Raw genomic sequence first — 24054 nt, forward strand, 5'->3', positions numbered from 1 at the left:
CGTTCTCAGCTCGAGAGGGCGCCGAACCTGCGCTCGGCGCCTGATCACTTATGCGTAGCGCACCAGAAATTCCTCGGCCGTCAGTTCGCGGAAATCGTCAAGCGCGCGGCGCAGGCGCTGGTGGTCCCAGTCCCACCAGGCGAGCGTGTCCAACCGCTCGCCAATACCTTCGTTGAAACGGCTGCGGATGAGCTTCGCGGGGACGCCGCCGACGATGGTGTAGGGCTCGACATCCTTGGAGACGACGGCGCCGGCGCCGATCACCGCGCCATTGCCGACGGTGACGCCAGGCAGGATGGTGGCGCCGTGGCCGATCCAGACGTCGTGACCGATCGTCACCCGGTTCGATCGTCGCCAGGCGAAGAGGTCGTGGTCGAGTTCGGTATCATCCCAATAGTTCGGTGCGCGGTAGGTGAAGTGGTGCAGCGTCGCGCGCCAGGTCGGATGATTGGTGGCGTTGATGCGCACGGCGGCGGCGATGTTGACGAACTTGCCGATCGTCGCGCACCAGATCGAGCCGTCCTGCATGATGTAGGAATAGTCGCCGAACTCGACCTCGTCGAGCCGCGAACGCTCCTGCACTTCAGTATAGCGGCCGAACGTCGAATTGTTGACGCTCGCCGTCGGATGGATGAAGGGCTCGAGCCCAAGCTTCTGGCTCATGCGGCAGCCTTTCGCGGCGAGAAGGCCGAGACGTCGAGAATGCGGTCGGCAACGGCGTCGCGGACCTCCTCATCGTGGAAGATGCCGATCAGCGCCGTACCCTTCGCCTTCTTCTCAGCGATCAGTTCGACGACGACGGCCCTGTTCTTGGCGTCGAGCGATGCGGTCGGCTCGTCGAGCAGCAGGATCCTGTGGTCGGTGATGAAGCCGCGGGCGATGTTGACGCGCTGCTGCTCGCCGCCGGAGAAGGTGGCTGGTGGCAGGCTCCAGAGTTCGCGCGGCAGGTTGAGCTTGCTTAAGAGTTCCGCCGCGTGCGCACGCGCCTCTTCGATCGGGGTGCCGCGGGCCTGCAAGGGTTCCGCGACGATGTCGAGAGCGGAGACACGGGGCACGACACGCAGGAACTGGCTGACATAACCGAGCGTCGTGCGCCGGACCTCAAGCACGGTGCGCGGCTCGGCCGTTGCCAGGTTTACCAGCTTGCCGTCGTGATCCATCAGGATCTGGCCTTCGTCCACGCCGTAATTGCCGTAGAGCATTTTCAGGATCGAGCTCTTGCCGACGCCGGAGGGGCCGCCGAGAACAACGCACTCGCCTGCCTTGACCGAGAAGGAGACGTTGGCGACGACGGGCCGGCGGACGCCGTCGCGCAGGTGCATGGTGAAGCTTTTTGCGACTTCGGAAACAACGAGGGGCGTAGCCATGATTTACACCTGCAAGATCGAGGAGACGAGGAGCTGGGTATAGGGCTCGCGCGGATCGTCGAGCACCCGGTCGGTCAGTCCCTGTTCGATGACTGCGCCATCCTTCATCACCATCATGCGGTGTGAAAGCAGGCGGGCGACGGCAAGGTCGTGGGTGACGATAACAGCGGCAAGGCCGAGGTCATGCACGAGCCCGCGCACCAGGTCGAGCAAGCGTGCCTGCACCGACACGTCGAGACCGCCGGTCGGCTCGTCCATGAAGACGAGGCGTGGGGAGGTGACGAGGTTGCGGGCGATCTGCAGGCGCTGGCGCATGCCGCCGGAGAAGGCGCGCGGCTGGTCGTCGATGCGATCGACGCCGATTTCCACCCGCTCCAGCCAGTCGCTGGCGGTGGCGCGAATGTTGCCATAGTGACGATCGCCGACGGCCATCAGTCGTTCGCCGACATTGGCGCCGGCCGAGACCGTCATGCGCAGGCCATCGGCCGGGTTCTGATGAACGAAGCCCCAGTCGGTGCGCATCAGGAAGCGGCGTTCCGATTCGCCCATGCGGGCAAGATCACGGTACTGACCGTCGCGCATATGGTACTCGACGATACCCGAGGTCGGCATCAGCCGGGTCGAGAGGCACGAGAGCAACGTCGTCTTGCCGGAGCCGGATTCGCCGACGATGGCGAGCACTTCGCCCGCGTAAAGCTCGAAGGAGACGTTGCGGCAGCCGATGCGGCTTCCGTAGAACTTCGAGACGTCGTTCACTTTCAGAAGCGGGAGGGTACTCATTCTGCGGCCTCCTTTCGGGCGAGCATGTGACCTGCATGGCCGCAGGCGCGGCGGTCTTCGCAATGATCGGTGTCGGAGCAGACGAACATGCGCCCGCCCTTGTCGTCGAGGATGACCTCGTCGAGATAGACGTCCTCGGCACCACAGAGTGCGCAGGGCTTGTCGAAGCTCTGGATCTCGAACGGATGGTCGTCGAAGTCGAGGCTGACGACGTCGGTGTAGGGTGGCACCGCATAGATGCGTTTTTCGCGGCCGGCGCCGAACAACTGCAGCGCCTCCGACATGTGCATCTTCGGATTGTCGAACTTCGGTGTCGGCGAAGGGTCCATGACGTAACGGCCCTCGACCTTGACCGGATAGGCATAGGTCGTGGCGATATGGCCGTTGCGGGCGATGTCCTCGTAGAGCTTCACATGCATCAGCCCGTATTCCTCAAGCGCGTGCATCTTGCGTGTTTCGGTCTCGCGCGGTTCGAGGAAGCGCAAGGGTTCCGGGATCGGCACCTGGTAGACGAGCGTCTGGCCTTCCGAGAGCTTTTCCTCGGGAATACGGTGGCGCGTCTGGATGATCGTCGCCTCCTTTGTCCGGGTGGTGACGGCGACATTGGCGACCTTCTGGAAGAAGGCGCGGATCGAGACGGCGTTGGTGGTGTCGTCGGCGCCCTGGTCGATGACCTTCAGCACGTCTTCCGGCCCGAGGATCGAAGCGGTGACCTGGACGCCGCCGGTGCCCCAGCCATAGGGCATCGGCATTTCGCGTGAGGCGAAGGGGACCTGGTACCCGGGGATCGCGATCGCCTTCAGGATGGCGCGGCGGATCATGCGTTTCGTCTGTTCGTCCAGATAGGCGAAATTATAAGTAGCAAGGTCGTTCATCGCCGATTACCCTTGAGTGTGTCGACCGCGGATGGGGTCAGGATTTGAGCGAGATAGTTTTCTGGGTGGTTGTGATCGTCGCGGTGGTGGTGGCCGCCCTGTTCTGGGCCGCCCGCAATGCCCGGCGCGAGCCGGACGCCAAGGCGCGCAAGGACGATGGTTCCGGCGATGCCGGCGTCGTCTTTGCCGGTGACAGTGGCGGCGATTGCGGCGGTGGAGATGGCGGCGGCGACTGAACGGTCACCGTGCGTCCATGCGGTTTGCCCGATCATTCGGCCGCCTCCCGTTGTTCCTTCGCCGTGTCGCCGGCGTTGGCCGCCTCGTAGTCGCGGCGCATGCGCCGGACGAGGTCCAGTTCGGCCTGGAAGTCGACATAGTGCGGCAGCTTCAGGTGCTCGACGAAGCCGGTCGCCTGAACGTTGTCGGCGTGCGAGATGACGAATTCCTGATCCTGGGCCGGCGCAACGATGTCCTCGCTGAACTCGTCGGTTCTCAGCGCCCGGTCGACCAGCGACATCGACATCGCCTTACGTTCACTCTGGCCGAAAACGAGGCCGTAGCCGCGGGTGAACTGAGGCGGCTGCTTGGCCGAACCCATGAACTGGTTGACCATCTGGCATTCGGTGACGCGGATCGTGCCGAGCGAGACGGCAAAGCCGAGTTCCGGAAGATCGAGCTCGACCTCCACTTCGCCGATGCGCACTTCGCCGACGAAGGGATGGGTGCGGCCATAGCCGCGCTGGGTCGAATAGGCGAGCGCCAGCAGGAAGCCTTCGTCGCCGCGGGCGAGCGCCTGCAGGCGCAGGTCGCGGGCCATCGGAAACTCCATCGGCTCGCGGGTAAGGTCGCCCATGACATGACCTTCGGGCATCTGGCCGTCGCCCTCGATCAGGCCTTCGCCGTCGAGAATGTCGGAGACGCGCATGACGTGTTCGCCGGGTTCCTTGACCGCCGGCTCTGCGACGGTCTCGTCGGCGATCAGCGAAGGATCGAGCAGGCGGTGGGTGTAGTCGAAGGTCGGCCCCAGCAATTGTCCACCGGGCAGATCCTTGTAGGTCGCCGATACGCGGCGCTCGATCTTCATGTTGGCGGTGTCGACCGGCTCGGAGTAGCCAAAGCGCGGCAGCGTCGTGCGGTAGGCGCGGAGGATGAAGATCGCTTCGATCATATCGCCGCGTGCCTGGCGAACTGCTAGAGCCGCAAGCGCGCGATCGTAGAGCGAGGCTTCCGCCATCACCCGGTCGACGGCAAGTCCGAGTTGCTCGACTATCTGTTCGATGGTGATTGAGGGCAGGTTTCGGTCACCGCGGCGGCGGTCGGCGAGAAGGCGGTGCGCATTGGCAATGGCGGCTTCCCCGCCCTTGACGGCTACATACATGGGTCACGCCTCCTTCAGCGAAAGACGGGTTGTGCGCGGCAGGCAGAGCAGTTCCTCTCCGGCCGTCAGCACGAGATCGACGCCGCGCGGAAAGATTGCGCGGTTGGCGGTCCAGAATTCGAGGAAGACTTCCGGCAGCCCCTTCACGGCGACTTCCGTCTCGTCCTTGATGCCGGGCCCCTTGGCGGTGAGTGCCCGGCCGCCGGTCAGCGCCTCGACTTCAATGACGAGCGTCGTCGAACGATCCGGGTATTCCTGGGTGCCGAGCGAGAACTGGTCGAAACCTGGGAAGGCGGCGCTTTTTTCGACGAAGGCGAAGCGGGCTTCGGTCTTGCTGGCGGTCACTGCGGCGCCCGTATGGAAAGCGATCCATTGCGGAACGCCCGATTTCCCGAGCGACGGCGTCAGCCAGACGGGCGTGTCATGGTCACAAAGCGTCAATGCCACGGCGCCGGCCGCGGCGCCGAGCGGCGCGGGCGGCGTGCTCTTGGCCGAAAGCTGCTTGATCGCGCCTGGGCGGGCAAAACCCTCCATCAGGTCGCGGAAGACGGATTGGGCGGCAAAGACTGGATCTGCGAAGGCGCCGGCGTAAATCTGCGATTGGCTGGCCATCAGTCGTCTCCCCGGACCATGGTGAAAAAGTCGACGCGGGTTGCTGCAGTCTCTTCGGCGTTGCGGCGTTCTTCCAGCGCCAGCCGGTCCGCCACTTGTTGAAGCAGAGCATCGACGTTCGCGCGATCGTCCTCGCGCTGGGCGAGTGCGTCGAAGATCGCTGCAAGCCGCGCGCGCTGCCGGTCCGCACCGAGCAGCTGCCCGTGGCCGATCTCGCCGCTCGAAAGGCGGATGGTCGCGCGCGAGACCGTCGCCTCGCCGAGGTTGAAGGGATCGCCACCGCCACCGATGCGGCCACGCACCATGACGAGGCCGGTCTCCGGACCGCGAACCGGATGAACGTCCGGCTTGTCGGCGAGCGCTTCCCAGGCAGCATTCAGCTCGTCGAGGGTCGCGCGAGCGAGCAGTCCCATGGCTTTCTTGCGCGCCGGATCCGGCGGGCTTTCCTGTTTCAGCTTCGCATCCATCATTTTCACCTCAAATGTCCATTGATCTAGACAACTGTACATCTTATACTTTTCCATAACGTCCGCAAATGACAGGCTTGTGACATGCCAATGCGAAAAGACACGGCAATGCGAAAAGTGGTGGAGCGCCAGACCGGCGTCGCTCTGTGGCGGCAGATCGCCGACCGGATCCGCCTGGCAATCAGCAATGGCGACTACGATGCGGCCGGCATGGTGCCGCCTGAGACGGTGCTTGCGGGCGAATTCGGCGTCAACCGGCACACGGTCAGAAGCGCGCTTGCGGCGCTTGCCGAAGAGGGACTGGTGCGCGCGGTCCAGGGACGCGGCACGATGATCGAGCGCAAGGAAAGGGTGAGCTACCCGATCTCGAAGCGCACGCGGTTCTCGCAGGGGCTCGGTCGCCAAGTGAAGGAGATCGGCACGAGGCTGCTCGGCCACGGCGAATTGCCGGCAAACGGCGAGATCGCAAAGGCACTCGGCATTGCGCCGGGCGATACGGTGATCGAGCTCAGGACCGTCAGCAGCGGCGATGGCCGACCGCTGTCGGTATCCTCGAGCTATTATCCTGCGCATCGTTTTCCGCGCATGGCCGAAGAATTCGAACGGTTGCATTCCGTCACCAAGGCCTTCGCCGCCCACGGCTTGGATGACTATGTCCGCGCCTCGACCGAGATTGTCGCCCGGCATGCCGACGCGGAGGAGCTTTCGATGCTGAAGCTCTCGCCGGGCGCGATCGTGCTCGAGGCGCAATCGCTGAATGCCGATCTCGACGGCTCTCCAGTGGAGTATTCCCGTACCCGATTTGCCGCTGACCGAATGAAACTGCGGATTGAGACATAGAACGCCGCCGGCTGCCCACGGCGACAGGATCCGCACCCGGCCTCAAGCACTCCATCGGGGAAATGTGGCGGATAGGCCGCATTTCCGACGCGTTTTTGCCGCATGACCGGAACCTGCATCCGGAACCGCGCATTTAGAATTCTCGTAGGGGAGAATGGCAATGGCGACGTGGCGACCCGATCCTTCCTTCTATCCATCACCGCGCATGGCGGCCAAGGCTCCCAAGGAAACGCTCGCCTATGTGGCGGCGTTCGATCCCGAGCGGAAGCGGCCGGATGCGATTGCGGTCGTCGACGTCGATCCGGCGTCGCCAAGCTATTCGCAGATCGTCGGCCAGGTCGACATGCCGAACGTCGGCGACGAACTGCACCATTTCGGCTGGAATGCTTGCTCTTCCTGTCTTTGCCCCAATGCGCCGCATCCGCATGTCGAGCGCCGCTATCTGGTAGTGCCGGGGTTGAGGTCCTCCCGTCTGCACATCATCGACACCAAGCCGGACCCGCGCAATCCGAAGATCGTGCGGGTGATCGAGCCTTCGGAAATTGCCGAGAAGGCAAATTATTCGCGGCTGCACACCACCCATTGCGGTCCCGAAGGCATCTACATCAACGCGCTCGCGGATCGTGACGGCAAGGCGCCCGGCGGCATCTTCCTGCTGGACCACCAGAGTTTCGATGTGCTCGGCCAATGGGAAATGGATCGTGGGCCGCAGAAGCTTGCCTATGATTTCTGGTGGCATCTCGGCCATGACACGCTGATCACCAGCGAATGGGGCACGCCGGATACGTTCGAAAACGGGCTGGTTCCCGAGGTGCTGCTCGGTTCGAAATATGGCCGCCGGCTGCACTTCTGGGACCTACACAAGCGCAAGCACCTGCAGGAGATCGATTTCGGCGAGGAGCACCAGCTCGTCTTCGAGCTGCGGCCTGCGCATGATCCGACCAAGGCCTATGGCTTCGTCGGCTGCGTCATCAGCCTCAAGGACCTCTCGGCGTCGATCTGGACCTGGTATCGCGACGGCGACCGATGGGCGGTGAAGAAGGTGATCGAGATACCGGCGGAGCCGGCCGATCCGGATTTGCTGCCCCCCGTGCTCAAGGGCTTCAGCGCTGTCGCGCCGCTCGTCACCGATATCGACCTGTCGATGGACGACCGGTTCCTCTACGTTTCCTGCTGGGGCACCGGCGACATGATCCAGTACGACGTTTCTGACCCCTTTGCGCCGAAGGAGACGGGCCGTGTGCGGATCGGCGGCATCGTTTCGCGTGCATCCCATCCGAAGGCCAAGAACGGAGCGCTGAATGGCGGGCCGCAGATGGTGGAGATCAGCCGGGACGGCAAGCGGGTCTATTTCACCAATTCGCTCTATGGTGCCATCGATCCGCAGTTCTACCCCGAAGGTATCGACGGGTGGATGGTCAAACTGGACGTCGCCGACGGTGGCGGCATCACCTTCGACGAAAACTTCTTCGTCGACTGGCCGAAGGGCCATCGCCCGCATCAGGTCCGTCTCGAAGGCGGTGACTGCTCGTCCGACTCCTATTGCTACCCGTAGGGAGGGGACGATCGTGCAGTCCTGTCGGGGCGAATGACGACGTTCTGGCCGTGGCTTTCGATTGCCGCCCTCGGTGCCTTTCACGGCATCAATCCGGCGATGGGCTGGCTCTTTGCCGTGGCGCTCGGACTTCACCGCCAGGACCGTCGGATCGTGTGGTTGTCACTTGCTCCGATTGCTGCCGGTCATGCCGTCTCCGCCGCGCTGACGCTGGCAGTGGTCGTCACATTCGGCGCGGCGCTGGAGCCGCACAGTTTCAGGCTTGTCGCGGCGCTGCTCATACTCAGCGTCGCCGCCTACGGCGCGCTTTACGGACACCGCCATCGGGTGAGAGTTGGCATGCGCGCCAGCATGGCCAGCCTTGGCCTCTGGTCCTTCCTGATGGCGACGAGCCACGGGGCGGGCCTGATGCTGCTGCCGGCGGTCCTCAGCCTCTGCGTGGCGGATAGTCCCGGGGATCTCGCAATCGCAGGTTCGCTTCCCGTCGCGCTCGCCGCCGTTGCGGTTCATGGCGCAGCAATGCTGGCCGTCGTCGCCGCGGTCGCGCTCGCCGTCTTCGAATGGCTCGGCCTTGCGGCACTCCGCTCGGCGTGGATCAACTTCGATCGCCTCTGGACGCTGGCGCTGGGTGCAACCGGTATCGTGCTTCTCGTTCAATGAGCCTGCTACGTGGCAGCCGGCGGAGCGTCTACCTTTGGGCCTTCACGTAACTGATGTAGCCGCGCACATCGGTCGCCGGTTCGGTGTAGGCATTGCCGAGCGTCTTTTCCATGTTGGCGACGTAGGTCTTCGCCCAGTCCGGCAGCGAGTAGTCGATTGCCGCCAGGAATTCGAGGGTCGCCGCAAGCCTGATGTCAGCGATCGAGGGGGTGGAACCACCGATGAAGGGTTTGTCGCCGATATAGAACGCCCGAAAGACGTCGAGCGGCTCGGCAAGCGCTTCGACTGCTGCGCGGCGCGCCTTCTCCTTGGTCTCCGCATCCGCATCGCTGCAACCAACTTCGCCCGGATAGAGCGGGAAGTTCAGTGCCGGATAGGTGGCCCGGGCGAGATAGGGGTAGAAGGTGCCGATCAGATAGAACATCGCGCTATCGATCATGGCGCGGGCCTCGGGGTCCCTCGGATAGAATTCGTCGAGCCCGTGCTTGTTGCAGAGATACTGCATGATCGCGCAACTCTCCCATAGGGCTCCCTTGGGCAGGTCCGCAGTCTCCACCATCGGTGTCAGATGCGACGGTGCCTTCGCCAGGTATTCGGCCGTCCGGGTCTGGCCGTAGACATCCTGTTCGCTGAAGTCGAGCTTGGCTGCCCTCAGGAAGACGCGCGCCGTCATGTTGTTGACGCTGGGCTTGATCACGTTGAGCTTGATTGCAGGCATGTCACTCCTCCCTTTGCTCGCGATCCCGCAGTTCCGGCTCGCTCGCCGGCGCGGTCGCGTGCGTTGAACGACAGGCGTGGACCACGACGCGCTTTATCGCGGCCGATAAGGATCCTTCGGCTCCCGGTCGGACGACAGCGTTGGCCGTGCGCGCTCGATCAGTGTCTCGATCGCATCGGCCAGGTGCACCTCGGCGATATTGTAGTCGCCGCGTGCGACCCTGACCTTGTGTGCTTCCATCAGCACCTCGGCGTGGCTGTGGCCCGGTGGTGGCTCGAAGCGATAGGAGGCAAGCTCGACCAGCAGCCCAAGCGGGTCCTCGAAATAGATCGAGTCCATGAAGCCGCGGTCCTTGACGCCGCTGTGCCGGATACTTCGCTCGTCGAGCCGCTCCACCGCTTGGGTGAAGGTCGCGCGCGAAACGGCAAAGGCGATGTGGTGCACACAGCCGATGTCCGTCGGGGTTCGCTCGGGATCGGGCTTGCGGTTCTCGTCGGTGAAGATGGTGATCAGGCGGCCATCGCCCGGGTCGAAATAGAGATGGCTTTCGCTCGCCCGGTCGAGATTCGGCTGCTCGAAAATGAAGGGCATGCCGAGAAGACCCTCCCAGAAATCGATCGACGTCTGTCGGTCGGCGCCGACGAGCGTGATGTGATGAACCCCTTGCGACTGCAGTTTTCGCATCGAAGGCCTCCCAGGTGAAGCGGAGGACACAGGACGAAACGGGATCTGGTTTCACCCTTTTCCGCTCCACTCGATTGTCGTCCGTCGCGGCAAGAAGGCAAGCGCCAATGCGGGGGCAAGCTGCCCGCAAAGCGGTCGGAAAGCATCCGACATCTCAACTATTTTCTTCTGGGTTGCTGTGTGTGTATTATGCAATCAGTGAATGTGTCGGCAACGCTCCAAACGGCCTGATGGCTGGGAACAATCAGGGAGTTGAAGTGTGAAGTTTCTCCGGGGAGTCGGTGTTGTCTGCCTGTTGTCTTTTTCGCTTGCAGGCGCGGCGCGGGCGGACGGCTCTGCGTTTGCGGGGCAATGGCGGCAACTGACTTCGACGGCCGGCCGTTGCGATCAGTGCTACATCGGCATCGTAAGACATGGCGACCTGCTGACGGTCACGAGCAACAACGGCTGGCAAGCCGTCATGAACGTCGAGAACTTTTTGGACCTCGAGCTTGCCGCAGGGACCGGGCAGTGGAAGTCCACAGTCGCTGGCGCCTATGGCGGCAAGCATTTCGGTATTCAGTTCGTTCGGCGTGGCCCTGAATTGCAGATGTTCATGGTGGTTTCGCACGCAACAGGCAGGCCATTGTCCATTCGCGCGACCTTCGAAAGAGGGCTGCCTGCTACGAACTGGCGTCATCAGCCGGCGCCGATCGAGATGCAACGGATCTAGGTGCTGATGTCCTGACGCGGGCCGACAAAGACGCTTGCCCCGATACGCGTGTTTTGATTTTCCGTGCGAACCTCCCTATCTTCCGGTTGCAACATCCGAAGGGGCGGACGGAGGACAAATGCCGGTCGTGCAACGATCGAAAATCAGGCAGCGTCTTTTGATCATGCTGGTCACCGGTATCGGCGGAATGGCTGCGGCTGCGGTCTCCTTTGCGACCGCAGTCTATGATGCGGCGAATCCGGTGCCTGCCGTCACCGCAGCCAAGGGTGAGGCGATCGATACCGGCCGGTGGCGGGTGACGATCAACGACGCCACCATGGCTTCCGTGCCGCCGACCGGAACCAAGCCGTTCGAGCCGAAGCGATTCCTGATGGTGGATATCGAACTCGACAACCGATCGGTCACCACCAGCAATGCCTTTATGAACCTGATCGCGATCAAGGACGAGCGAGTCATCGCATCGCCGAAGCCGGTCTATTATCTCGCCAGGGACAAATGGATCGCGAGTGCCATCAACCCAAACATGCCGGAAAAGCTCATCGCGGTCTGGGAATGGCCGGCGGATCGCCCGGAGCCGGAGAAGGTTTCTCTGTCCATCGGCAAACAGATCTACAAGCCGCGTGACAACCTCTACGGCGCGCCCAACTGGTTCGATGATGGCGAGGCCGCGGTGGTCGAATTGGCAGTCACGCAAGATACGGGATCGTCGGAGCAATGATGTCGGCTCTTCGCGCGCTGCTGCTCTCAGTGTCTGCAATCGCAGCGCTGTACGCGATGCGAAGCAGCACGCCTGGCTACGGCGATATCACGGCACCGATTGCCGTTCGTGGTGCAGTCGGCGAGCGGGTCGAGAGCCGGGACTTCGCCTTCGGCGCGGCCAATGTGCACCTGGCACGCCAGGTCAGGGTCGAGAGCTTCGGGCGGATCAAGGAATACTCGACATCCGGCATCTGGCTCATCATCGAAGGCGCGGCCGTCGCGAAAACCGAAACGATGACGCTGACCTCGGCGGAGTGGCTGGCAGGCAACGGTTTGCGCTACGAGCTCAGCCAGCGGTTCTCGACCGTGCCCGGCTATCTGCCGACGGAAAGGCTCGAACCAGGCCTGCCGAGGCCGGTACTTCTTGCCTTCGAACTTCCCGAAGCGGCCGTTGACAAAGGCACGCTGCTCGTCGCCCGCAGCCTGGTGATGCCGCTTGCTGAGGAGCTTTGGATTACGCTCGGCGACAAGCAGCCGACCGATATCAAGCCGTCCGTCACCATTGCGCGCGGCAGCAGCGGCACGCCCTGGACGTTGGCGGCGCGCTGAGGAGACACCGGCATGAGCGAGAAGCGCACGTTCTGGATCTGCCTGCTGGCGCTGGTCGTCGCACTGCCGCTCGCCTTCGTCGTCCGTGCGTGGGAGAGCCTGCGAGAGGGGCATTGGCTTGCCACCCAAAAGGCCGAGATCGTCGTCGAGGATGGAGCGGGGCAGGCCTTTGCCGGTGGACAGTGGAAGCTTCTGGACATGAGGCGGCTGCCGCGCACCAATGACGCGCGCGTCATTCTCGCCGAATTCGAGGCGTCGCCGACCGATCCGGCCGTTCTGTCGCAAGGAGCCTGCCGCGTCCGGCTGATCGACAGTGAGGGGCGCCGTTTTGAGCCCGTCACCCTGACCGAGCCGATCGTCCGGGAGATGTATCCGGAGGTGGCCGAACGCCCGCGCTGCGGTGTGCTCGCCTTTACCGACGCCAAGACTGGCGCCACGGTCCGTATGGCCGAGAGCTTCATCGTTCCCGCGGAGGCGCGGGATCTTTCGCTCAGGATTGAGTTTCCGGGCGCAAGCGATGAAACGCTGATCTTCAAGTAGACGCGTAGCTGATTTCGCTCTTCTCAGCCTGGCCGGAAACCGCATGTTCGAGCATCGCCGCCAACAAGGTGATGCGCACGGCGTCGAGCACGATGCCACCGTCGAGATCGCTAGGGCTGCCGATGAAAAGGCTGAGTGCATCGAAGACAAGCTGCCAACTCGCGAGGTCGCCCATGCCGAGGGTTCGCGTCGCCGCATACCAGATCCAGGCACCAAGCCAGGCGATGGCGCGGTAGGCAATGATGAAGGCAAATAGCGTCGCAAGCCCTGAACCGAGCGTCAGCTTCAGGCAGGTCCATATCGGAGCGTAGCGGGAGCGGTAGTCGCTGACGAAGTGGTCGAGGAAATCGGCAATCCACTTGCGAAAGGTTCTGGCCCGCCGCGGCCGCGGCGAGGATGGCCTGGCGCGCGATTCCGGGCTCGAAAGCTCGTAACCATTGATGATCGCCGCCATGACCAGCCAGATGATCGGTAGAAGCGCATAGAAGAACAGACCCTCGGCCTCAGTGTTCCAATCGGGTCTTCTCAGTTCCACCGGCACGAAGGTCTCGGCGGCATGCGCTACGGCGGTGAAGGTGAAACCGTTCATGCTGAGAAGCCTGCCGGCGCCGAGCCAGGTGATGACCTGGTCTTTCCAGACCGACAGGCCATAAAGCCCGATGAAGATCCAGCTCGCGTCCGCCGCGACGACCAGCAGTCGCCAGAAGGGTGTTTCGCTGCGCTTGCTCATGCGCTTTGCGCCCCACCGCACCAGCCAGCACAACGCGATCGAAATAAAGACGCCGCGCGATTTCAGGATATCGAAGAAGTCACCCTTCTCGCCGAAGGCGACGGCGTCGAGTGCCAAACGCGAATATTCCCGCACCGCCTCGCCGAGGAAACCCCAGGCGGCGTAATAGGCGAAGAACGGCAGGATGGCGGCTGAGGTGACGGCGAGCAGCCTGCGATCGGTTTTCGGCACCGTGGTCTCGACATGCGTGGCCACCGGTTGTTGGCGGAGCGCTTCGAGTGCCGGCAAACCGGGGCGAAGCGCCATGAACATCAAGACGATAACGACGAGCTTCGCCAGCACGACAAAGGAGAGCGTCACCATGCCACCGAGCGGATGCTGCAGCCCGATCCAGACTGCCGCACGCATCAGGAGATCATGCACGATGTAGCCGCAGGTCCCGATCAAGAGGAGCTGCGGCCAGAAGCGAGCGATGAGGCGCCCCATCAGGACAAAGGGTCCGAACACTTCGGCGATCGACGTCATGGCCACAACATAGTTGCGCCAATCGGCGACGACAACCGCACGGGGCAGGTGAAGAGCCAAACACCCTCCGCCTTGCCGTGTCAGATATTGCGGCGTTTGCCTTCGATCAGGTCGAGCACGGCGCGTGCGGCGTCGAGCACATTGGTGCCCGGACCGAAGACGGCCGACACGCCGTTGTCCATCAGGTAGTCATAGTCCTGACGCGGAATGACGCCGCCGCAGATGACGATGACATCCTCGCCGCCGCGCTTCTTCAGGGCTTCTGCAAGCTGCGGCATCAACGTCTTGTGGCCGGCGGCAAGCGAGGAGACGCCGATGACATTGACCTTACTGGCCAGCGCCATGTCGGCGGCCTCTTCCGGGGTCTGGAAAAGAGGGCCGGCAAGCACGTCGAAACCGATATCGCCGAAGGCCGAGGCGATAACTTTGGCGCCGCGGTCGTGGCCGTCCTGGCCGAGCTTTGCGACCATTATTTTTGGTTTGCGGCCGAGCTTTGCTGAGACCTCGTCGAGGCGCCCCGAGAGCACCTCGAGCTCCGGCTCACCTTCATAGGCCTTGCCGTAGATCTTGCTGACGACCTTGGGCGTCGCGGCGTGGTCGCCGAAGGCGCCACGCATCGCATCGGAAATTTCGCCGACGGTGGCGCGGGCACGCGCTGCCTCGACGGCGGCGGCCAGCAGGTTGCCTTCGCCTGTCAATGCGATCTCAGCAAGCGCCGTAAGGGTCTTCTTGACCTCGACGCTGTCGCGCCGACGCTTGGTTTCCTCGATCCGGCGGATCTGCGCGGCGCGCACGGCGCTGTTGTCGATCTCCAGAATGTCGATCGGCTCCTCGTTGTCGAGGCGGTACTTGTTGACCCCAACGATGATCTCCTCGCCCTTGTCGACGGCGGCCTGGCGACGGGTCGCCGCCTCTTCGATCAATCGCTTCGGCAGCCCGGCATCGACCGCACGGGTCATGCCGCCCATCGCCTCGACCTCCTCGATCAGTAGCCAGGCTTTGTCCGCGAGCTCGTTGGTCAGGCTTTCGACATAGTAGGACCCGGCGAGCGGATCGACGACCTTGGTCACGCCGGTCTCGTGCTGCAGGATCAGTTGCGTGTTGCGGGCGATGCGGGCGGAAAACTCCGTCGGCAGCGCGATCGCCTCGTCGAACGAATTGGTGTGCAGCGACTGGGTGCCACCGAGAGCGGCGGACATCGCCTCGAAGGCCGTGCGGACGATGTTGTTGTAGGGATCCTGCTCCTGCAGCGAGACGCCCGAGGTCTGGCAATGGGTGCGCAGCATCAGCGACGACGGCTTCTTCGGCTCGAACTCCTTCATGATCCGGGTCCAGAGCAGGCGCGCAGCGCGAAGCTTCGCGGCTTCCATGAAGAAGTTCATGCCGATGGCAAAGAAGAAGGAAAGCCGCCCGGCGAATTCGTCGACATTCAGCCCCTTGGCAAGCGCCGCCCGTACATATTCGCGCCCGTCGGCGAGCGTGAAGGCAAGCTCCTGCACCAGCGTCGCGCCGGCCTCCTGCATGTGATAGCCGGAGATCGAGATCGAGTTGAATTTCGGCATCTCCCTGGCCGTGTACTCGATGATATCGGCGACGATGCGCATCGAGGGTTCCGGCGGGTAGATATAGGTGTTGCGGACCATGAACTCCTTGAGGATGTCGTTCTGGATAGTGCCTGAAAGCTTGTCGCGCGAAACACCCTGCTCCTCGCCAGCGACGATGAAGGAGGCGAGGATCGGGATGACGGCGCCATTCATGGTCATCGACACCGACATCTCGTCGAGCGGGATGCCGTCGAACAGGATCTTCATGTCCTCAACCGAGTCGATCGCCACACCGGCCTTGCCGACGTCGCCCTCGACGCGCGGGTGGTCGCTGTCATAGCCGCGATGGGTTGCGAGGTCGAAGGCGACCGAGAGCCCCTTCTGTCCGGCAGCAAGGTTCTTCCGGTAGAAGGCGTTGGAGGCCTCCGCCGTCGAGAAGCCGGCATATTGCCGGATCGTCCAGGGACGGCCGGCATACATGGTGGCGCGCGGGCCGCGCACGAAAGGCTCGAAACCGGGCAACGACGTGAGATAATCGATGCCGTCGAGATCTCCCGCCGTGTAGAGGGGCTTCACGGCGATTCCTTCGGGCGTCTGCCAGGTGAGGCTTTCGGGCGCCGCCTTGAGTTCTCTCTCGGCGAGCGCTTCCCAGTCCTTGATGGTTTTCTCGGTCATCGACGTGCTCCGCATTCTGCTTGTCTCAATCAGCCCCTCATCCCCTGCCGGGACCTTCTCCCAGTCACAACGGGAGAAGGGGGCCGTCGCACTCTCGGCGCTTAACTTCCCTCTCCCCGCCTGCGGGGAGAGGGTCAGGGTGAGGGGCAAAGCCTGGATGGCTTTGCGGCTTTCACTATTCGAATTCCATGATCAGCTCGTCGACGGCGAGGCTGGCGCCGGCGGCGACCGCCACGCGCTTCACCACGGCCCGTTTCTCGGCGCGCAGGATGTTCTCCATCTTCATCGCCTCGACGACCGCGAGCGCCTGTCCTGCTTCGACCGTGTCGCCGGCTTTTACCGTGACCGAGGTGATCACCCCGGGCATCGGGCAAAGCAGCATGCGCGACGTGTCCGGCGGCAGCTTCTTCGGCATCAGCCGTGCTAGTTCCGCAACCCGCGGGCTTCTGACATGGGCAACGACATCAATGCCGCGCCAGCGAAGCCGGAGGGCGGTGCCGACCAGATCGACTTTGACGCTCAAGGGCTCATTGTCGATGTTGAACGTGGCAAGCGTACGACCGGGCGTCCAGTCGCCGGCGATGGTGACTGTCGAGCCATCGGCGAAGCTCACATAGGAGCCGTCAGCGGACGAACCGGCAGTCACCGCAATATCGTGATCGCCGAGACCGACCACCCAATCATGGCCGATGATGCGGCGATGATTGCCGATCGTGCCGGAAATCTGGCTGGCCCGTTCCTGCAGGATCTGATTGACCGAGACCGCGACGGCGGCGAGCTTGCGAAGCGACCGCTCATCGGCCGCAACGCCGTGAAAACCGTCGACAAATTCCTCGGCGATATAGGCAGTCGTCAACCGGCCGTCGCGGAAGCGCTGCTGTTGCATGACCGCGGCCAGGAACGGCAGGTTATGGCCAATGCCTTCCACTTCGAACTGATCGAGCGCGTCGGCCATAGCCTCGACCGCCGCCTGCCGGTCCGGTGCCCAGGTGCAGAGCTTGGCGATCATCGGGTCGTAGAACATCGAGATCTCGCCGCCCTCGAAGACGCCGGTGTCGTTGCGCGTCACCGTGCCGTTGTCGCGCGTGCCCTCGACAGGCGGACGGTAGCGCGTCAGCCGGCCGATCGACGGCAGGAAGTTGCGATAGGGATCTTCCGCATAAAGCCGGCTTTCAATCGCCCAGCCATTGAGCTTTACATCGTCCTGGCCGAAGGCGAGCTTTTCGCCGCTAGCAACTCGGATCATCTGCTCGACGAGGTCGAGCCCGGTGATGAGTTCGGTCACTGGATGCTCCACCTGCAGGCGGGTGTTCATCTCGAGGAAGTAGAAGTTGCGCTTGGCATCGACGATGAATTCGACGGTGCCGGCCGAGTGGTAGCCGACGGCCTTGGCAAGTGCGACCGCCTGTTCGCCCATGGCCTTGCGGGTCTCGGGGTCGAGGAAAGGCGAGGGTGCCTCCTCGATGACCTTCTGATTGCGGCGCTGGATCGAGCATTCGCGCTCGCCGAGATAGAGCGTGTTGCCGTGCTTGTCGCCAAGCACCTGGATCTCGATGTGACGCGGCTCCGTCACGAATTTTTCGATGAAGATGCGATCGTCGCCGAAGGCGTTCTTTGCCTCGTTCTTTGAGGACTGGAAGCCTTCACGCGCCTCCTGGTCGTTCCAGGCGATGCGCATGCCCTTGCCGCCGCCGCCGGCAGACGCCTTGATCATCACCGGATAGCCGATCGACGCGGCGATCCGGACCGCTTCGTCTGCATCGTCGATCAGGCCCATATGGCCCGGAACCGTCGAGACGCCGGCCTCGGCCGCGAGCTTCTTGGAGGTGATCTTGTCGCCCATCGCCTGGATCGCCCCGACCGGCGGGCCGATGAAGGCCACGCCTTCTTTTTCGAGCGCTTGGGCAAAGGCGGCGTTTTCCGAGAGGAAACCATAGCCCGGATGAACGGCATCGGCGCCGGTCTTGCGGATCGCGTCGATGATCTTGTCGATGACGATATAGGACTGGGCCGACGGCGAGGGGCCGATATGCACCGCCTCGTCCGCCATGCGCACATGCATGGCCTCGCGGTCGGCGTCGGAGTAGACCGCGACGGTGGCGATGCCGAGCTTCTTTGCGGTCTTGATGACGCGGCAGGCGATTTCACCACGGTTGGCGATGAGGATTTTCTTGAACATTTGTTTCTCTTTCAAATCCTTGGGGCGGCGCGTCAGCGTTTGAACTTGCGGCGATAGGGAAGAAGCGCGATCGACGATGCCGCGGCGGCCCCACCGAAAAGCAATGCGAAGGGCAGGACAACCATGAGGGTGGCGAGAACCGGGCTCGTCGAACGGACGATGTGGGTGCCGACGGCGCCGATATTGAGCCAGATCAGCACGCCAGCCGTGAGCGCGCCAATCGCCACGCCGATCAGCGCATTGACGGCCATATAGCGCAGCATCGACCAGTGGTCGCGCCTGGCTTCTTCCGGCGTCATGATGCGCTCTGGCTCCCGTTCCATCGTCGCCTCCATCAGAGTGGGATCGTGTCGTGCTTGCGCCAGCGGACATCGACCTGCTTGTTGCGCAGAGACGCAAAAGCACGCGCGATGCGTCGGCGCGACGAATGTGGCATGATCACCTCGTCGATGAAGCCACGCTCTGCCGCCACGAACGGGTTGGCGAAGCGCTCCTCGTACTCCTTCGTGCGCGCGGCGATCTTCTCGACGTCGCCGAGTTCCGAGCGGTAGAGGATTTCGGTGGCGCCCTTGGCACCCATGACGGCGATCTCGGCGGTCGGCCAGGCATAATTGACGTCGGCGCCGATATGTTTCGAGGCCATGACGTCATAGGCGCCGCCATAGGCTTTGCGGGTAATCAGCGTCACCATCGGCACGGTCGCCTGGCTATAGGCAAAGAGCAGCTTGGCGCCATGCTTGATGACGCCGCCATATTCCTGCGCGGTGCCGGGCAGGAAGCCGGGCACGTCGACCAGCGTCAGGATCGGGATCGAGAAGGCATCGCAGAAGCGCACGAACCGGGCGGCCTTGCGCGAACTGTCGATGTCGAGGCAGCCGGCAAGCACCATCGGCTGGTTGGCGACGACGCCGACCGTCTGGCCTTCCATGCGGATGAAGCCGGTGATGATGTTCCTGGCGAAGCTCTGCTGCAATTCGAAGAAGTCGCCTTCATCCGCAAGCGCCAGGATCAGTTCCTTCATGTCGTAGGGTTTGGCGGCGCTGTCTGGGATCAGGCTGTCAAGGCGCATTTCGAGCCGCGACGGGTCGTCGTGGAAGGGACGGACCGGCGGCTTTTCGCGGTTGTTGAGCGGCAGGAAATCGAAAAGCAGGCGGGTCGCTTCCAGTGCCTCGATGTCGTTTTCATACGCACCGTCGGCGACCGAAGACTTTGACGTATGCGTGCGCGCGCCGCCGAGCTCTTCCGCAGTGACGATCTCGTTCGTCACTGTCTTCACGACATCCGGCCCGGTCACGAACATGTAGGATGAATCGCGAACCATGAAGATGAAGTCGGTCATGGCCGGCGAATAGACCGCGCCGCCGGCGCAGGGACCCATGATGACCGAGATCTGCGGAATGACGCCGGAGGCTTCGGCATTGCGGCGGAAGACCTCGGCGTAACCGGCAAGCGAGGCCACGCCTTCCTGGATGCGGGCGCCGCCACTGTCGTTGAGGCCGATGACTGGTGCCCCGTTGCGTACCGCCATATCCATGACCTTGCAGATCTTCTGCGCGTGGGTTTCCGACAGGGAGCCGCCGAGAACGGTGAAGTCCTGAGAAAAGACATAGACCTGCCGGCCGTTGACCGTGCCCCAACCGGTGACGACGCCATCGCCCGCGACCTTTTGGCTCTCCATGCCGAAATCGACGCAGCGATGCGTGACGTACATGTCGTATTCTTCGAACGAGCCTTCATCGAGCAGCACCTCGATGCGTTCGCGCGCCGTCAGCTTACCCTTGCCGTGCTGGGCGTCGATCCGTCGTTGGCCGCCGCCGGCTCTTGCTTCTGCCCGGCGGGCTTCGACCTGTTCTAGTATGGCGCGCATGGTGCCCTCCCGGTTTTTTCAGTGCCTGTTTTTTCAGCGATTGTGCAGAGGCGCTTCGAGCTTCGCAATAGCGTCGAAGACGGCATGGAAAAACGTCTCTTCATGTGCAAATGTGAAATAGAGAAATTTGTGAAACGTAAAGTGCAAAGTTGCAAACATGGCGATCGGCAAACTCTATATCGGCCGCAAGGTCAGGGAACTGCGGGAGGCGAACAAGGCGACGCAAGGCCAATTTGCAGAACGCATCGGCATCTCGACCAGCTACCTCAACCAGATCGAGAACAACCAGCGGCCGGTCTCAGCCGCAGTGCTTTTAGCGCTCGCCGAAAAATTCCAGATCGATATCGCCGAGCTTTCGACCGGGGAGGGCGATCGTCTGCTCTCGGCGCTCTCGGAAGCCCTCAGCGATCCCTTGTTTGAAACCTATTCCGCAAGCCTGCAGGAACTGAAGCTCGTCGCGCAGAATGCCCCGGGACTGGCACATGCGCTGATCACCTGCCACCAGGCCTATCGCCGCAACAGCGAGCAGCTCGCAAGCATTGACGACACCATCGGCCGCGGGGCCTCATTTGTCGAAACCACGCCGTATGAAGAGGTGCGCGACTTCTTTCATTTCGTCGACAACTACATTCACGAGATCGACATGCTTGCCGAGCGGCTGGCGGGCGAGCTCGGGCTCGGCGAAGGCGACAATCATGCGGCGCTGGCAAGCTATCTGGAACAGCGTCACGGCGTTCGGGTCGTGCGCGGAGCGGCCGGCGACGAGGCGATCCGCCGCTTCGATCCGCGCGCCCGCATCCTGACCCTCAATCCCTATGCGCCCGCAGCAACACGCGACTTCCAGATCGCCCTGCAGATCGCCCAGCTTCATGCCCGCGAAGAGATCGATCGGGTGGCCGGTAGTGCCGGCTTCCGCACCGAAGAGGCCTATGAGATCTGTCGCATCGGCCTGCAGAACTATTTTGCCGGCGCGCTGATCCTGCCCTACCAGGCCTTCTCGAAGGCCGCTCGCGACTTGAGGCACGACATCGAATTGCTCGCCGCCCGCTTCGGCGCGTCTCTGGAGCAGGTCTGCCACCGCCTCTCGACCCTGCAGCGGCCGGGACAGAAAGGCATACCGATCTTCTTTGCCCGCATCGACCGGGCGGGCAATATCACCAAGCGCCACAGCGCCGCGAAGCTGCAATTCGCCCGGTTCGGTGCAGCCTGTCCGCTCTGGAACGTGCACCAGGCCTTCGAGACGCCGGGCCGGATCATCCGGCAACTGGCCGAGACGCCTGACGGCGTGCGCTACCTCTGCCTCGCCACCCAGATCACTAAGGGCGGTGGCGGCTTTCGCGCCGCGCAGCCGCGCTACGCGCTGGCGCTTGGCTGCGAGGTCTCCTATGCCGATGCCTTCGTCTACGCCGACGACATGGACCTCGGCAACCGCGCCGCCTTCGATCCGATCGGCATTTCCTGCCGGATCTGCGAACGCACGAAATGCGCGAGCCGTGCGGTACCGCCATTGAAACGCCGCCTGATCGTGGACCATGACTTACGCGGCGCTCTGCCGTATCGTCTAAGCGAGAGCTGATTGCGACGGTCTGTTCATTTTTGAACAGCCCCTGTGAGAAGTTGCATCTGGGCCTGGACAAAGTTTGGTGTAACTAGGCCTCCATCGCCTACAGCGCCGCGCGTCTTGTGAAACGCGCAAAGGTCGCTGTGGCACGTTTGGTTGCTGCAGGTTTTTGCCCTTTTATCGGTTACGATTAAAGGAAACCTGCAGAGGTATGCGGTCAGGGAGGACATGCATATGGATTTTCGCCTGTCGGAGGAGCAGGAGGCCATTCGTCAGATGGCGCTCGATTTCGCCCGCGACGAGATCGCCCCTCACGCGATCGACTGGGATCAGCAGAAGCATTTTCCGGTTGACACGTTGCGCGGTGCCGCAGCGCTCGGAATGGCCGGCATTTATGTCCGCGACGATGTCGGCGGCACGGGACTGACGCGGCTCGATGCCGCGATCATCATCGAGGCGCTCGCGACCGGCTGCCCGGCCGTCGCCTCCTTCGTCTCGATCCACAACATGTGCGCCGGCATGATCGACCGCTACGGCACGGACGAACAGCGCCAGCGGCTGCTGCCGAGGCTGCTGACCATGGAGGTGCTGGCGAGTTACTGCCTGACCGAGCCAGGCTCGGGCTCGGATGCAGCGGCGCTGAAGACCAAGGCGGTGAGAGACGGCAACGATTATGTCCTGACCGGCCAGAAGCAGTTCATCTCGGGCGCTGGCGAGTCCGGCCTCTACGTGATCATGGCGCGGACCGGCGAGGACGGCCCCAAGGGCATCTCCACCTTCGTGGTCGAGAAGGACGCACCTGGCCTCACATTCGGTGCCAATGAGAAAAAGATGGGCTGGCACGTCCAGCCCACCCGCGCCGTCATGCTCGATGGTGTCCGCGTGCCGGCGGAAAACCGCCTCGGCGCGGAAGGCGATGGTTTCAAGATCGCCATGGGCGGGCTCGATGGCGGGCGATTGAACATTGCCGCCGCGTCTCTCGGTGGCGCCCAGTCCGCCTTCGAAAAGGCGCTGGCTTATGTCCAGGAGCGCCGGGCCTTTGGCAAGGCGATCGGCGAGTTCCAGGCGCTGCAGTTCCGTCTCGCCGACATGGCGACCGACCTCGAAATCGCCCGCACCTTCCTCTGGCGCGCGGCATCTGCGCTTGATGCCGGCGACCCCGAAGCGACAAAACTCTGCGCCATGGCCAAGCGCTTCGTCACCGACCGCTGCTTTGCCGTCGCCAATGACGCGCTGCAGCTTCACGGCGGTTACGGCTATCTCGCAGACTATGGTGTCGAAAAGATTGTCAGGGACCTCCGGGTGCACCAGATCCTCGAGGGCACCAACGAAATCATGCGCCTGATCGTTGCGCGTTCGCTTATCGGCCGGAAATAGGCCAGAAACAGGAAAGATCGTTCATGGACATGCAGGCGCCTGAAGTCATCGTCGAGCGGCGGGGAGCGATCGGCAGAATCCGGCTGAACCGCACGCGGGCATTGAACAGCCTCAACGTGCCGATGATCCGGCTGATCGCCGCGGCTTTGACCGAGTTCGAAAATGATCCGGCCGTCGCCGCCGTGTTGGTGACCGGCGAGGGCGAGCGCGGGCTTTGCGCCGGTGGCGATATTCGCATGATTTACGAGAGTGGCCGCGAACGGCCGGAGGAAGGTGCGCAGTTCTGGCGCGAGGAATTCGTCGTCAACAGCCGCATCTCCGGCTACCGCAAGCCGTACATTGCGATCATGGACGGTATCGTCATGGGCGGCGGTGTCGGGATTTCCGCCCACGGCAGCCACCGCATCGTCACCGAACGCACGCGGCTTGCGATGCCGGAGACCGGGATCGGCTACTTCCCTGACGTTGGCGCCACCTGGCTTCTTCCTAAGGCGCCCGGCGAATTCGGCACCTATCTCGGTCTCACCGGTCGGGACATCGTCGCAGCCGATGCGATCCATGCGCGGCTTGCAGATAGTTTCGTCGCCTCGGATAAGCTGGAAGCACTCGCCGCTGATCTTGCCACGCTGCCGCCGACGGCAGGCAGCGCAGATGTCAACGCGGTGATTGCAAAGCACGCTTCGGAAGCGCCGGCAACGGCGCTTCGAAACCACTTTGCGCTGATCGACCGCTGCTTCGCCTTTGATACGGTTGAAGAGATCGTGGCGGCGCTCGAGGCTGATGGTTCCGATTTCGCCAAGGAAACGCTGGCGCTGCTCAATTCGCGTTCGGCGCTGAGCATGAAGCTGACGCTCGAACTCTTGCGCGCCGGTCGCCGCAGCGCGTCGCTGAACGAATGTCTCGAACGGGAATATTCCGCGACGCTCGGAATGCTTGGTAACCCCGACTTCTACGAAGGTGTGCGTGCTGCGGTGATCGACAAGGACCGCAATCCAAAATGGTCGGTGGCGCTGGCCGGTGTCACACCTGCCTTGCTGTCGCGTTTCGGCAGGAAGGATCACCCGCCACTGTTTTAGCGCCTGAGGATGGGGCGCTGTTCG

25 protein-coding genes are annotated in these 24054 nt (G+C 63.1%); 11 read left to right on the plus strand and 14 right to left on the minus strand.

The features are described 5' to 3' along the window. Positions 1-48: 48 nt before the first annotated feature. From ACN9MO_RS29895 to ACN9MO_RS29910, 4 genes are read right to left on the minus strand one after another with little or no spacing between them, the layout of a single operon-like run. The gene (locus ACN9MO_RS29895) at positions 49-663 is read right to left on the minus strand and encodes a DapH/DapD/GlmU-related protein (RefSeq protein ID WP_057251655.1); all 615 of its coding nucleotides are present in this window, start codon (positions 661-663) and stop codon (positions 49-51) included. Continuing rightward, complete coding sequence (phnL, locus tag ACN9MO_RS29900) at positions 660-1367, minus strand: phosphonate C-P lyase system protein PhnL (RefSeq protein ID WP_057251654.1); 708 nt, start codon at positions 1365-1367, stop codon at positions 660-662. The genes ACN9MO_RS29895 and phnL overlap by 4 nt, the downstream gene beginning before the upstream one ends. 3 nt (positions 1368-1370) lie before the next feature. After that, positions 1371-2147, minus strand: a complete 777-nt coding sequence (gene phnK, locus ACN9MO_RS29905) for a phosphonate C-P lyase system protein PhnK (protein WP_057251653.1) — start codon at positions 2145-2147, stop codon at positions 1371-1373. Then, positions 2144-3022, minus strand: coding sequence for an alpha-D-ribose 1-methylphosphonate 5-phosphate C-P-lyase PhnJ (locus ACN9MO_RS29910; RefSeq protein WP_057251652.1), 879 nt, complete (start codon positions 3020-3022; stop codon positions 2144-2146). The genes phnK and ACN9MO_RS29910 overlap by 4 nt, the downstream gene beginning before the upstream one ends. Positions 3023-3066: 44 nt before the next feature. Here ACN9MO_RS29910 and ACN9MO_RS29915 point away from each other — a divergent pair, with 44 nt between their 5' ends. Then, entirely contained in the window at positions 3067-3258 is a 192-nt protein-coding gene (locus ACN9MO_RS29915) for a hypothetical protein (RefSeq protein ID WP_112997346.1), read from the plus strand. 32 nt (positions 3259-3290) lie between these two features. On the opposite strand, the gene ACN9MO_RS29920 is transcribed toward ACN9MO_RS29915, so the two are convergent. The 3 genes from ACN9MO_RS29920 to phnG are packed head-to-tail and all read right to left on the minus strand — an operon-like array spanning position 3291 to position 5479. Then, the gene (locus tag ACN9MO_RS29920) at positions 3291-4400 is read right to left on the minus strand and encodes a carbon-phosphorus lyase complex subunit PhnI (RefSeq protein WP_057251651.1); all 1110 of its coding nucleotides are present in this window, start codon (positions 4398-4400) and stop codon (positions 3291-3293) included. 3 nt (positions 4401-4403) lie between these two features. Next, a complete protein-coding gene (gene phnH / locus ACN9MO_RS29925) occupies positions 4404-5012 on the minus strand; it encodes a phosphonate C-P lyase system protein PhnH (RefSeq protein WP_057251650.1) in 609 nt (202 codons plus the stop codon). Next, complete coding sequence (gene phnG, locus ACN9MO_RS29930) at positions 5012-5479, minus strand: phosphonate C-P lyase system protein PhnG (RefSeq protein ID WP_057251649.1); 468 nt, start codon at positions 5477-5479, stop codon at positions 5012-5014. The genes phnH and phnG overlap by 1 nt, the downstream gene beginning before the upstream one ends. Before the next feature lie 108 nt (positions 5480-5587). Here phnG and phnF point away from each other — a divergent pair, with 108 nt between their 5' ends. The 3 genes from phnF (at position 5588) to ACN9MO_RS29945 (ending at position 8534) form a co-directional block, all read left to right on the plus strand. Beyond that, positions 5588-6319 carry a phosphonate metabolism transcriptional regulator PhnF gene (gene phnF / locus ACN9MO_RS29935; protein WP_057251648.1) on the plus strand — a complete coding sequence of 244 codons (732 nt, stop codon included), beginning with the start codon at positions 5588-5590 and terminating at the stop codon, positions 6317-6319. A gap of 160 nt (positions 6320-6479) precedes the next feature. After that, positions 6480-7874: a selenium-binding family protein gene (locus ACN9MO_RS29940; RefSeq protein WP_057251647.1), complete on the plus strand. Its 1395-nt coding sequence runs from the start codon at positions 6480-6482 to the stop codon at positions 7872-7874. A 33-nt stretch (positions 7875-7907) separates the two neighbouring features. Next, a complete protein-coding gene (locus ACN9MO_RS29945) occupies positions 7908-8534 on the plus strand; it encodes a hypothetical protein (protein ID WP_112997347.1) in 627 nt (208 codons plus the stop codon). Between the two features lie 28 nt (positions 8535-8562). Here ACN9MO_RS29945 and ACN9MO_RS29950 read toward each other — a convergent pair whose 3' ends face one another. Together ACN9MO_RS29950 and ACN9MO_RS29955 are read right to left on the minus strand one after the other, a co-directional pair. After that, complete coding sequence (locus tag ACN9MO_RS29950) at positions 8563-9252, minus strand: glutathione S-transferase family protein (RefSeq protein WP_057251645.1); 690 nt, start codon at positions 9250-9252, stop codon at positions 8563-8565. Between the two features lie 93 nt (positions 9253-9345). Beyond that, the gene (locus ACN9MO_RS29955; RefSeq protein WP_057251644.1) at positions 9346-9936 is read right to left on the minus strand and encodes a VOC family protein; all 591 of its coding nucleotides are present in this window, start codon (positions 9934-9936) and stop codon (positions 9346-9348) included. A 259-nt stretch (positions 9937-10195) separates the two neighbouring features. On the opposite strand from ACN9MO_RS29955, the gene ACN9MO_RS29960 reads away from it, so the two are divergent. The 4 genes from ACN9MO_RS29960 to ACN9MO_RS29975 all read left to right on the plus strand — a co-directional run bounded on the left by ACN9MO_RS29960 (position 10196) and on the right by ACN9MO_RS29975 (position 12496). After that, positions 10196-10648, plus strand: a complete 453-nt coding sequence (locus tag ACN9MO_RS29960) for a hypothetical protein (RefSeq protein ID WP_156414666.1) — start codon at positions 10196-10198, stop codon at positions 10646-10648. Positions 10649-10766: 118 nt separating this feature from the next. After that, on the plus strand, positions 10767-11366 hold the full coding sequence (locus ACN9MO_RS29965; protein WP_057251642.1) for a hypothetical protein: 600 nt from the start codon (positions 10767-10769) through the stop codon (positions 11364-11366). Further along, complete coding sequence (locus tag ACN9MO_RS29970; protein WP_057251641.1) at positions 11366-11956, plus strand: hypothetical protein; 591 nt, start codon at positions 11366-11368, stop codon at positions 11954-11956. The genes ACN9MO_RS29965 and ACN9MO_RS29970 overlap by 1 nt, the downstream gene beginning before the upstream one ends. A gap of 12 nt (positions 11957-11968) precedes the next feature. Continuing rightward, the gene (locus ACN9MO_RS29975; RefSeq protein ID WP_057251640.1) at positions 11969-12496 is read left to right on the plus strand and encodes a hypothetical protein; all 528 of its coding nucleotides are present in this window, start codon (positions 11969-11971) and stop codon (positions 12494-12496) included. Here the strand turns inward: ACN9MO_RS29975 and ACN9MO_RS29980 are convergent. The 5 genes from ACN9MO_RS29980 to ACN9MO_RS30000 form a co-directional block, all read right to left on the minus strand. Further along, the gene (locus ACN9MO_RS29980; RefSeq protein WP_244495649.1) at positions 12489-13811 is read right to left on the minus strand and encodes a hypothetical protein; all 1323 of its coding nucleotides are present in this window, start codon (positions 13809-13811) and stop codon (positions 12489-12491) included. The two genes, ACN9MO_RS29975 and ACN9MO_RS29980, sit on opposite strands and share 8 nt — an antisense overlap. A gap of 20 nt (positions 13812-13831) precedes the next feature. Then, the gene (gene scpA, locus ACN9MO_RS29985; RefSeq protein WP_113133607.1) at positions 13832-15970 is read right to left on the minus strand and encodes a methylmalonyl-CoA mutase; all 2139 of its coding nucleotides are present in this window, start codon (positions 15968-15970) and stop codon (positions 13832-13834) included. A gap of 175 nt (positions 15971-16145) precedes the next feature. Beyond that, positions 16146-18149, minus strand: a complete 2004-nt coding sequence (locus ACN9MO_RS29990; protein ID WP_057251638.1) for an acetyl-CoA carboxylase biotin carboxylase subunit — start codon at positions 18147-18149, stop codon at positions 16146-16148. Between the two features lie 32 nt (positions 18150-18181). Continuing rightward, positions 18182-18472, minus strand: coding sequence for a hypothetical protein (locus ACN9MO_RS29995; protein ID WP_244495648.1), 291 nt, complete (start codon positions 18470-18472; stop codon positions 18182-18184). An 11-nt stretch (positions 18473-18483) separates the two neighbouring features. Beyond that, the gene (locus ACN9MO_RS30000) at positions 18484-20016 is read right to left on the minus strand and encodes an acyl-CoA carboxylase subunit beta (protein WP_113133606.1); all 1533 of its coding nucleotides are present in this window, start codon (positions 20014-20016) and stop codon (positions 18484-18486) included. A gap of 157 nt (positions 20017-20173) precedes the next feature. Between ACN9MO_RS30000 and ACN9MO_RS30005 the strand changes: the two genes are divergently transcribed. The 3 genes from ACN9MO_RS30005 to ACN9MO_RS30015 all read left to right on the plus strand — a co-directional run bounded on the left by ACN9MO_RS30005 (position 20174) and on the right by ACN9MO_RS30015 (position 24030). Beyond that, a complete protein-coding gene (locus tag ACN9MO_RS30005; RefSeq protein ID WP_057251636.1) occupies positions 20174-21592 on the plus strand; it encodes a helix-turn-helix domain-containing protein in 1419 nt (472 codons plus the stop codon). Between the two features lie 219 nt (positions 21593-21811). Then, the gene (locus ACN9MO_RS30010; RefSeq protein ID WP_058328381.1) at positions 21812-22954 is read left to right on the plus strand and encodes an isobutyryl-CoA dehydrogenase; all 1143 of its coding nucleotides are present in this window, start codon (positions 21812-21814) and stop codon (positions 22952-22954) included. A 23-nt stretch (positions 22955-22977) separates the two neighbouring features. After that, on the plus strand, positions 22978-24030 hold the full coding sequence (locus ACN9MO_RS30015) for an enoyl-CoA hydratase/isomerase family protein (protein WP_113133605.1): 1053 nt from the start codon (positions 22978-22980) through the stop codon (positions 24028-24030). The last annotated feature ends 24 nt before the right edge of the window (positions 24031-24054 follow it).

The organism is Ensifer sp. R-19 (genome assembly GCF_049905105.1).
Classification (GTDB): Bacteria; Pseudomonadota; Alphaproteobacteria; order Rhizobiales; family Rhizobiaceae; genus Ensifer.

Excerpts from the sequence above, each read along its gene's own strand:
- ACN9MO_RS29895 (WP_057251655.1), bottom strand. The coding sequence starts at position 663 with ATGAGCCAGAAGCTTGGGCTCGAGCCCTTCATCCATCCGACGGCGAGC.
- phnL (WP_057251654.1), bottom strand. The coding sequence starts at position 1,367 with ATGGCTACGCCCCTCGTTGTTTCCGAAGTCGCAAAAAGCTTCACCATG.
- phnK (WP_057251653.1), bottom strand. The coding sequence starts at position 2,147 with ATGAGTACCCTCCCGCTTCTGAAAGTGAACGACGTCTCGAAGTTCTAC.
- ACN9MO_RS29910 (WP_057251652.1), bottom strand. The coding sequence starts at position 3,022 with ATGAACGACCTTGCTACTTATAATTTCGCCTATCTGGACGAACAGACG.
- ACN9MO_RS29920 (WP_057251651.1), bottom strand. The coding sequence starts at position 4,400 with ATGTATGTAGCCGTCAAGGGCGGGGAAGCCGCCATTGCCAATGCGCAC.
- phnH (WP_057251650.1), bottom strand. The coding sequence starts at position 5,012 with ATGGCCAGCCAATCGCAGATTTACGCCGGCGCCTTCGCAGATCCAGTC.
- phnG (WP_057251649.1), bottom strand. The coding sequence starts at position 5,479 with ATGGATGCGAAGCTGAAACAGGAAAGCCCGCCGGATCCGGCGCGCAAG.
- phnF (WP_057251648.1), top strand. The coding sequence starts at position 5,588 with ATGCGAAAAGTGGTGGAGCGCCAGACCGGCGTCGCTCTGTGGCGGCAG.
- ACN9MO_RS29940 (WP_057251647.1), top strand. The coding sequence starts at position 6,480 with ATGGCGACGTGGCGACCCGATCCTTCCTTCTATCCATCACCGCGCATG.
- ACN9MO_RS29945 (WP_112997347.1), top strand. The coding sequence starts at position 7,908 with ATGACGACGTTCTGGCCGTGGCTTTCGATTGCCGCCCTCGGTGCCTTT.
- ACN9MO_RS29950 (WP_057251645.1), bottom strand. The coding sequence starts at position 9,252 with ATGCCTGCAATCAAGCTCAACGTGATCAAGCCCAGCGTCAACAACATG.
- ACN9MO_RS29955 (WP_057251644.1), bottom strand. The coding sequence starts at position 9,936 with ATGCGAAAACTGCAGTCGCAAGGGGTTCATCACATCACGCTCGTCGGC.
- ACN9MO_RS29965 (WP_057251642.1), top strand. The coding sequence starts at position 10,767 with ATGCCGGTCGTGCAACGATCGAAAATCAGGCAGCGTCTTTTGATCATG.
- ACN9MO_RS29970 (WP_057251641.1), top strand. The coding sequence starts at position 11,366 with ATGTCGGCTCTTCGCGCGCTGCTGCTCTCAGTGTCTGCAATCGCAGCG.
- ACN9MO_RS29975 (WP_057251640.1), top strand. The coding sequence starts at position 11,969 with ATGAGCGAGAAGCGCACGTTCTGGATCTGCCTGCTGGCGCTGGTCGTC.
- scpA (WP_113133607.1), bottom strand. The coding sequence starts at position 15,970 with ATGACCGAGAAAACCATCAAGGACTGGGAAGCGCTCGCCGAGAGAGAA.
- ACN9MO_RS29990 (WP_057251638.1), bottom strand. The coding sequence starts at position 18,149 with ATGTTCAAGAAAATCCTCATCGCCAACCGTGGTGAAATCGCCTGCCGC.
- ACN9MO_RS29995 (WP_244495648.1), bottom strand. The coding sequence starts at position 18,472 with ATGGAACGGGAGCCAGAGCGCATCATGACGCCGGAAGAAGCCAGGCGC.
- ACN9MO_RS30000 (WP_113133606.1), bottom strand. The coding sequence starts at position 20,016 with ATGCGCGCCATACTAGAACAGGTCGAAGCCCGCCGGGCAGAAGCAAGA.
- ACN9MO_RS30005 (WP_057251636.1), top strand. The coding sequence starts at position 20,174 with ATGGCGATCGGCAAACTCTATATCGGCCGCAAGGTCAGGGAACTGCGG.
- ACN9MO_RS30010 (WP_058328381.1), top strand. The coding sequence starts at position 21,812 with ATGGATTTTCGCCTGTCGGAGGAGCAGGAGGCCATTCGTCAGATGGCG.
- ACN9MO_RS30015 (WP_113133605.1), top strand. The coding sequence starts at position 22,978 with ATGGACATGCAGGCGCCTGAAGTCATCGTCGAGCGGCGGGGAGCGATC.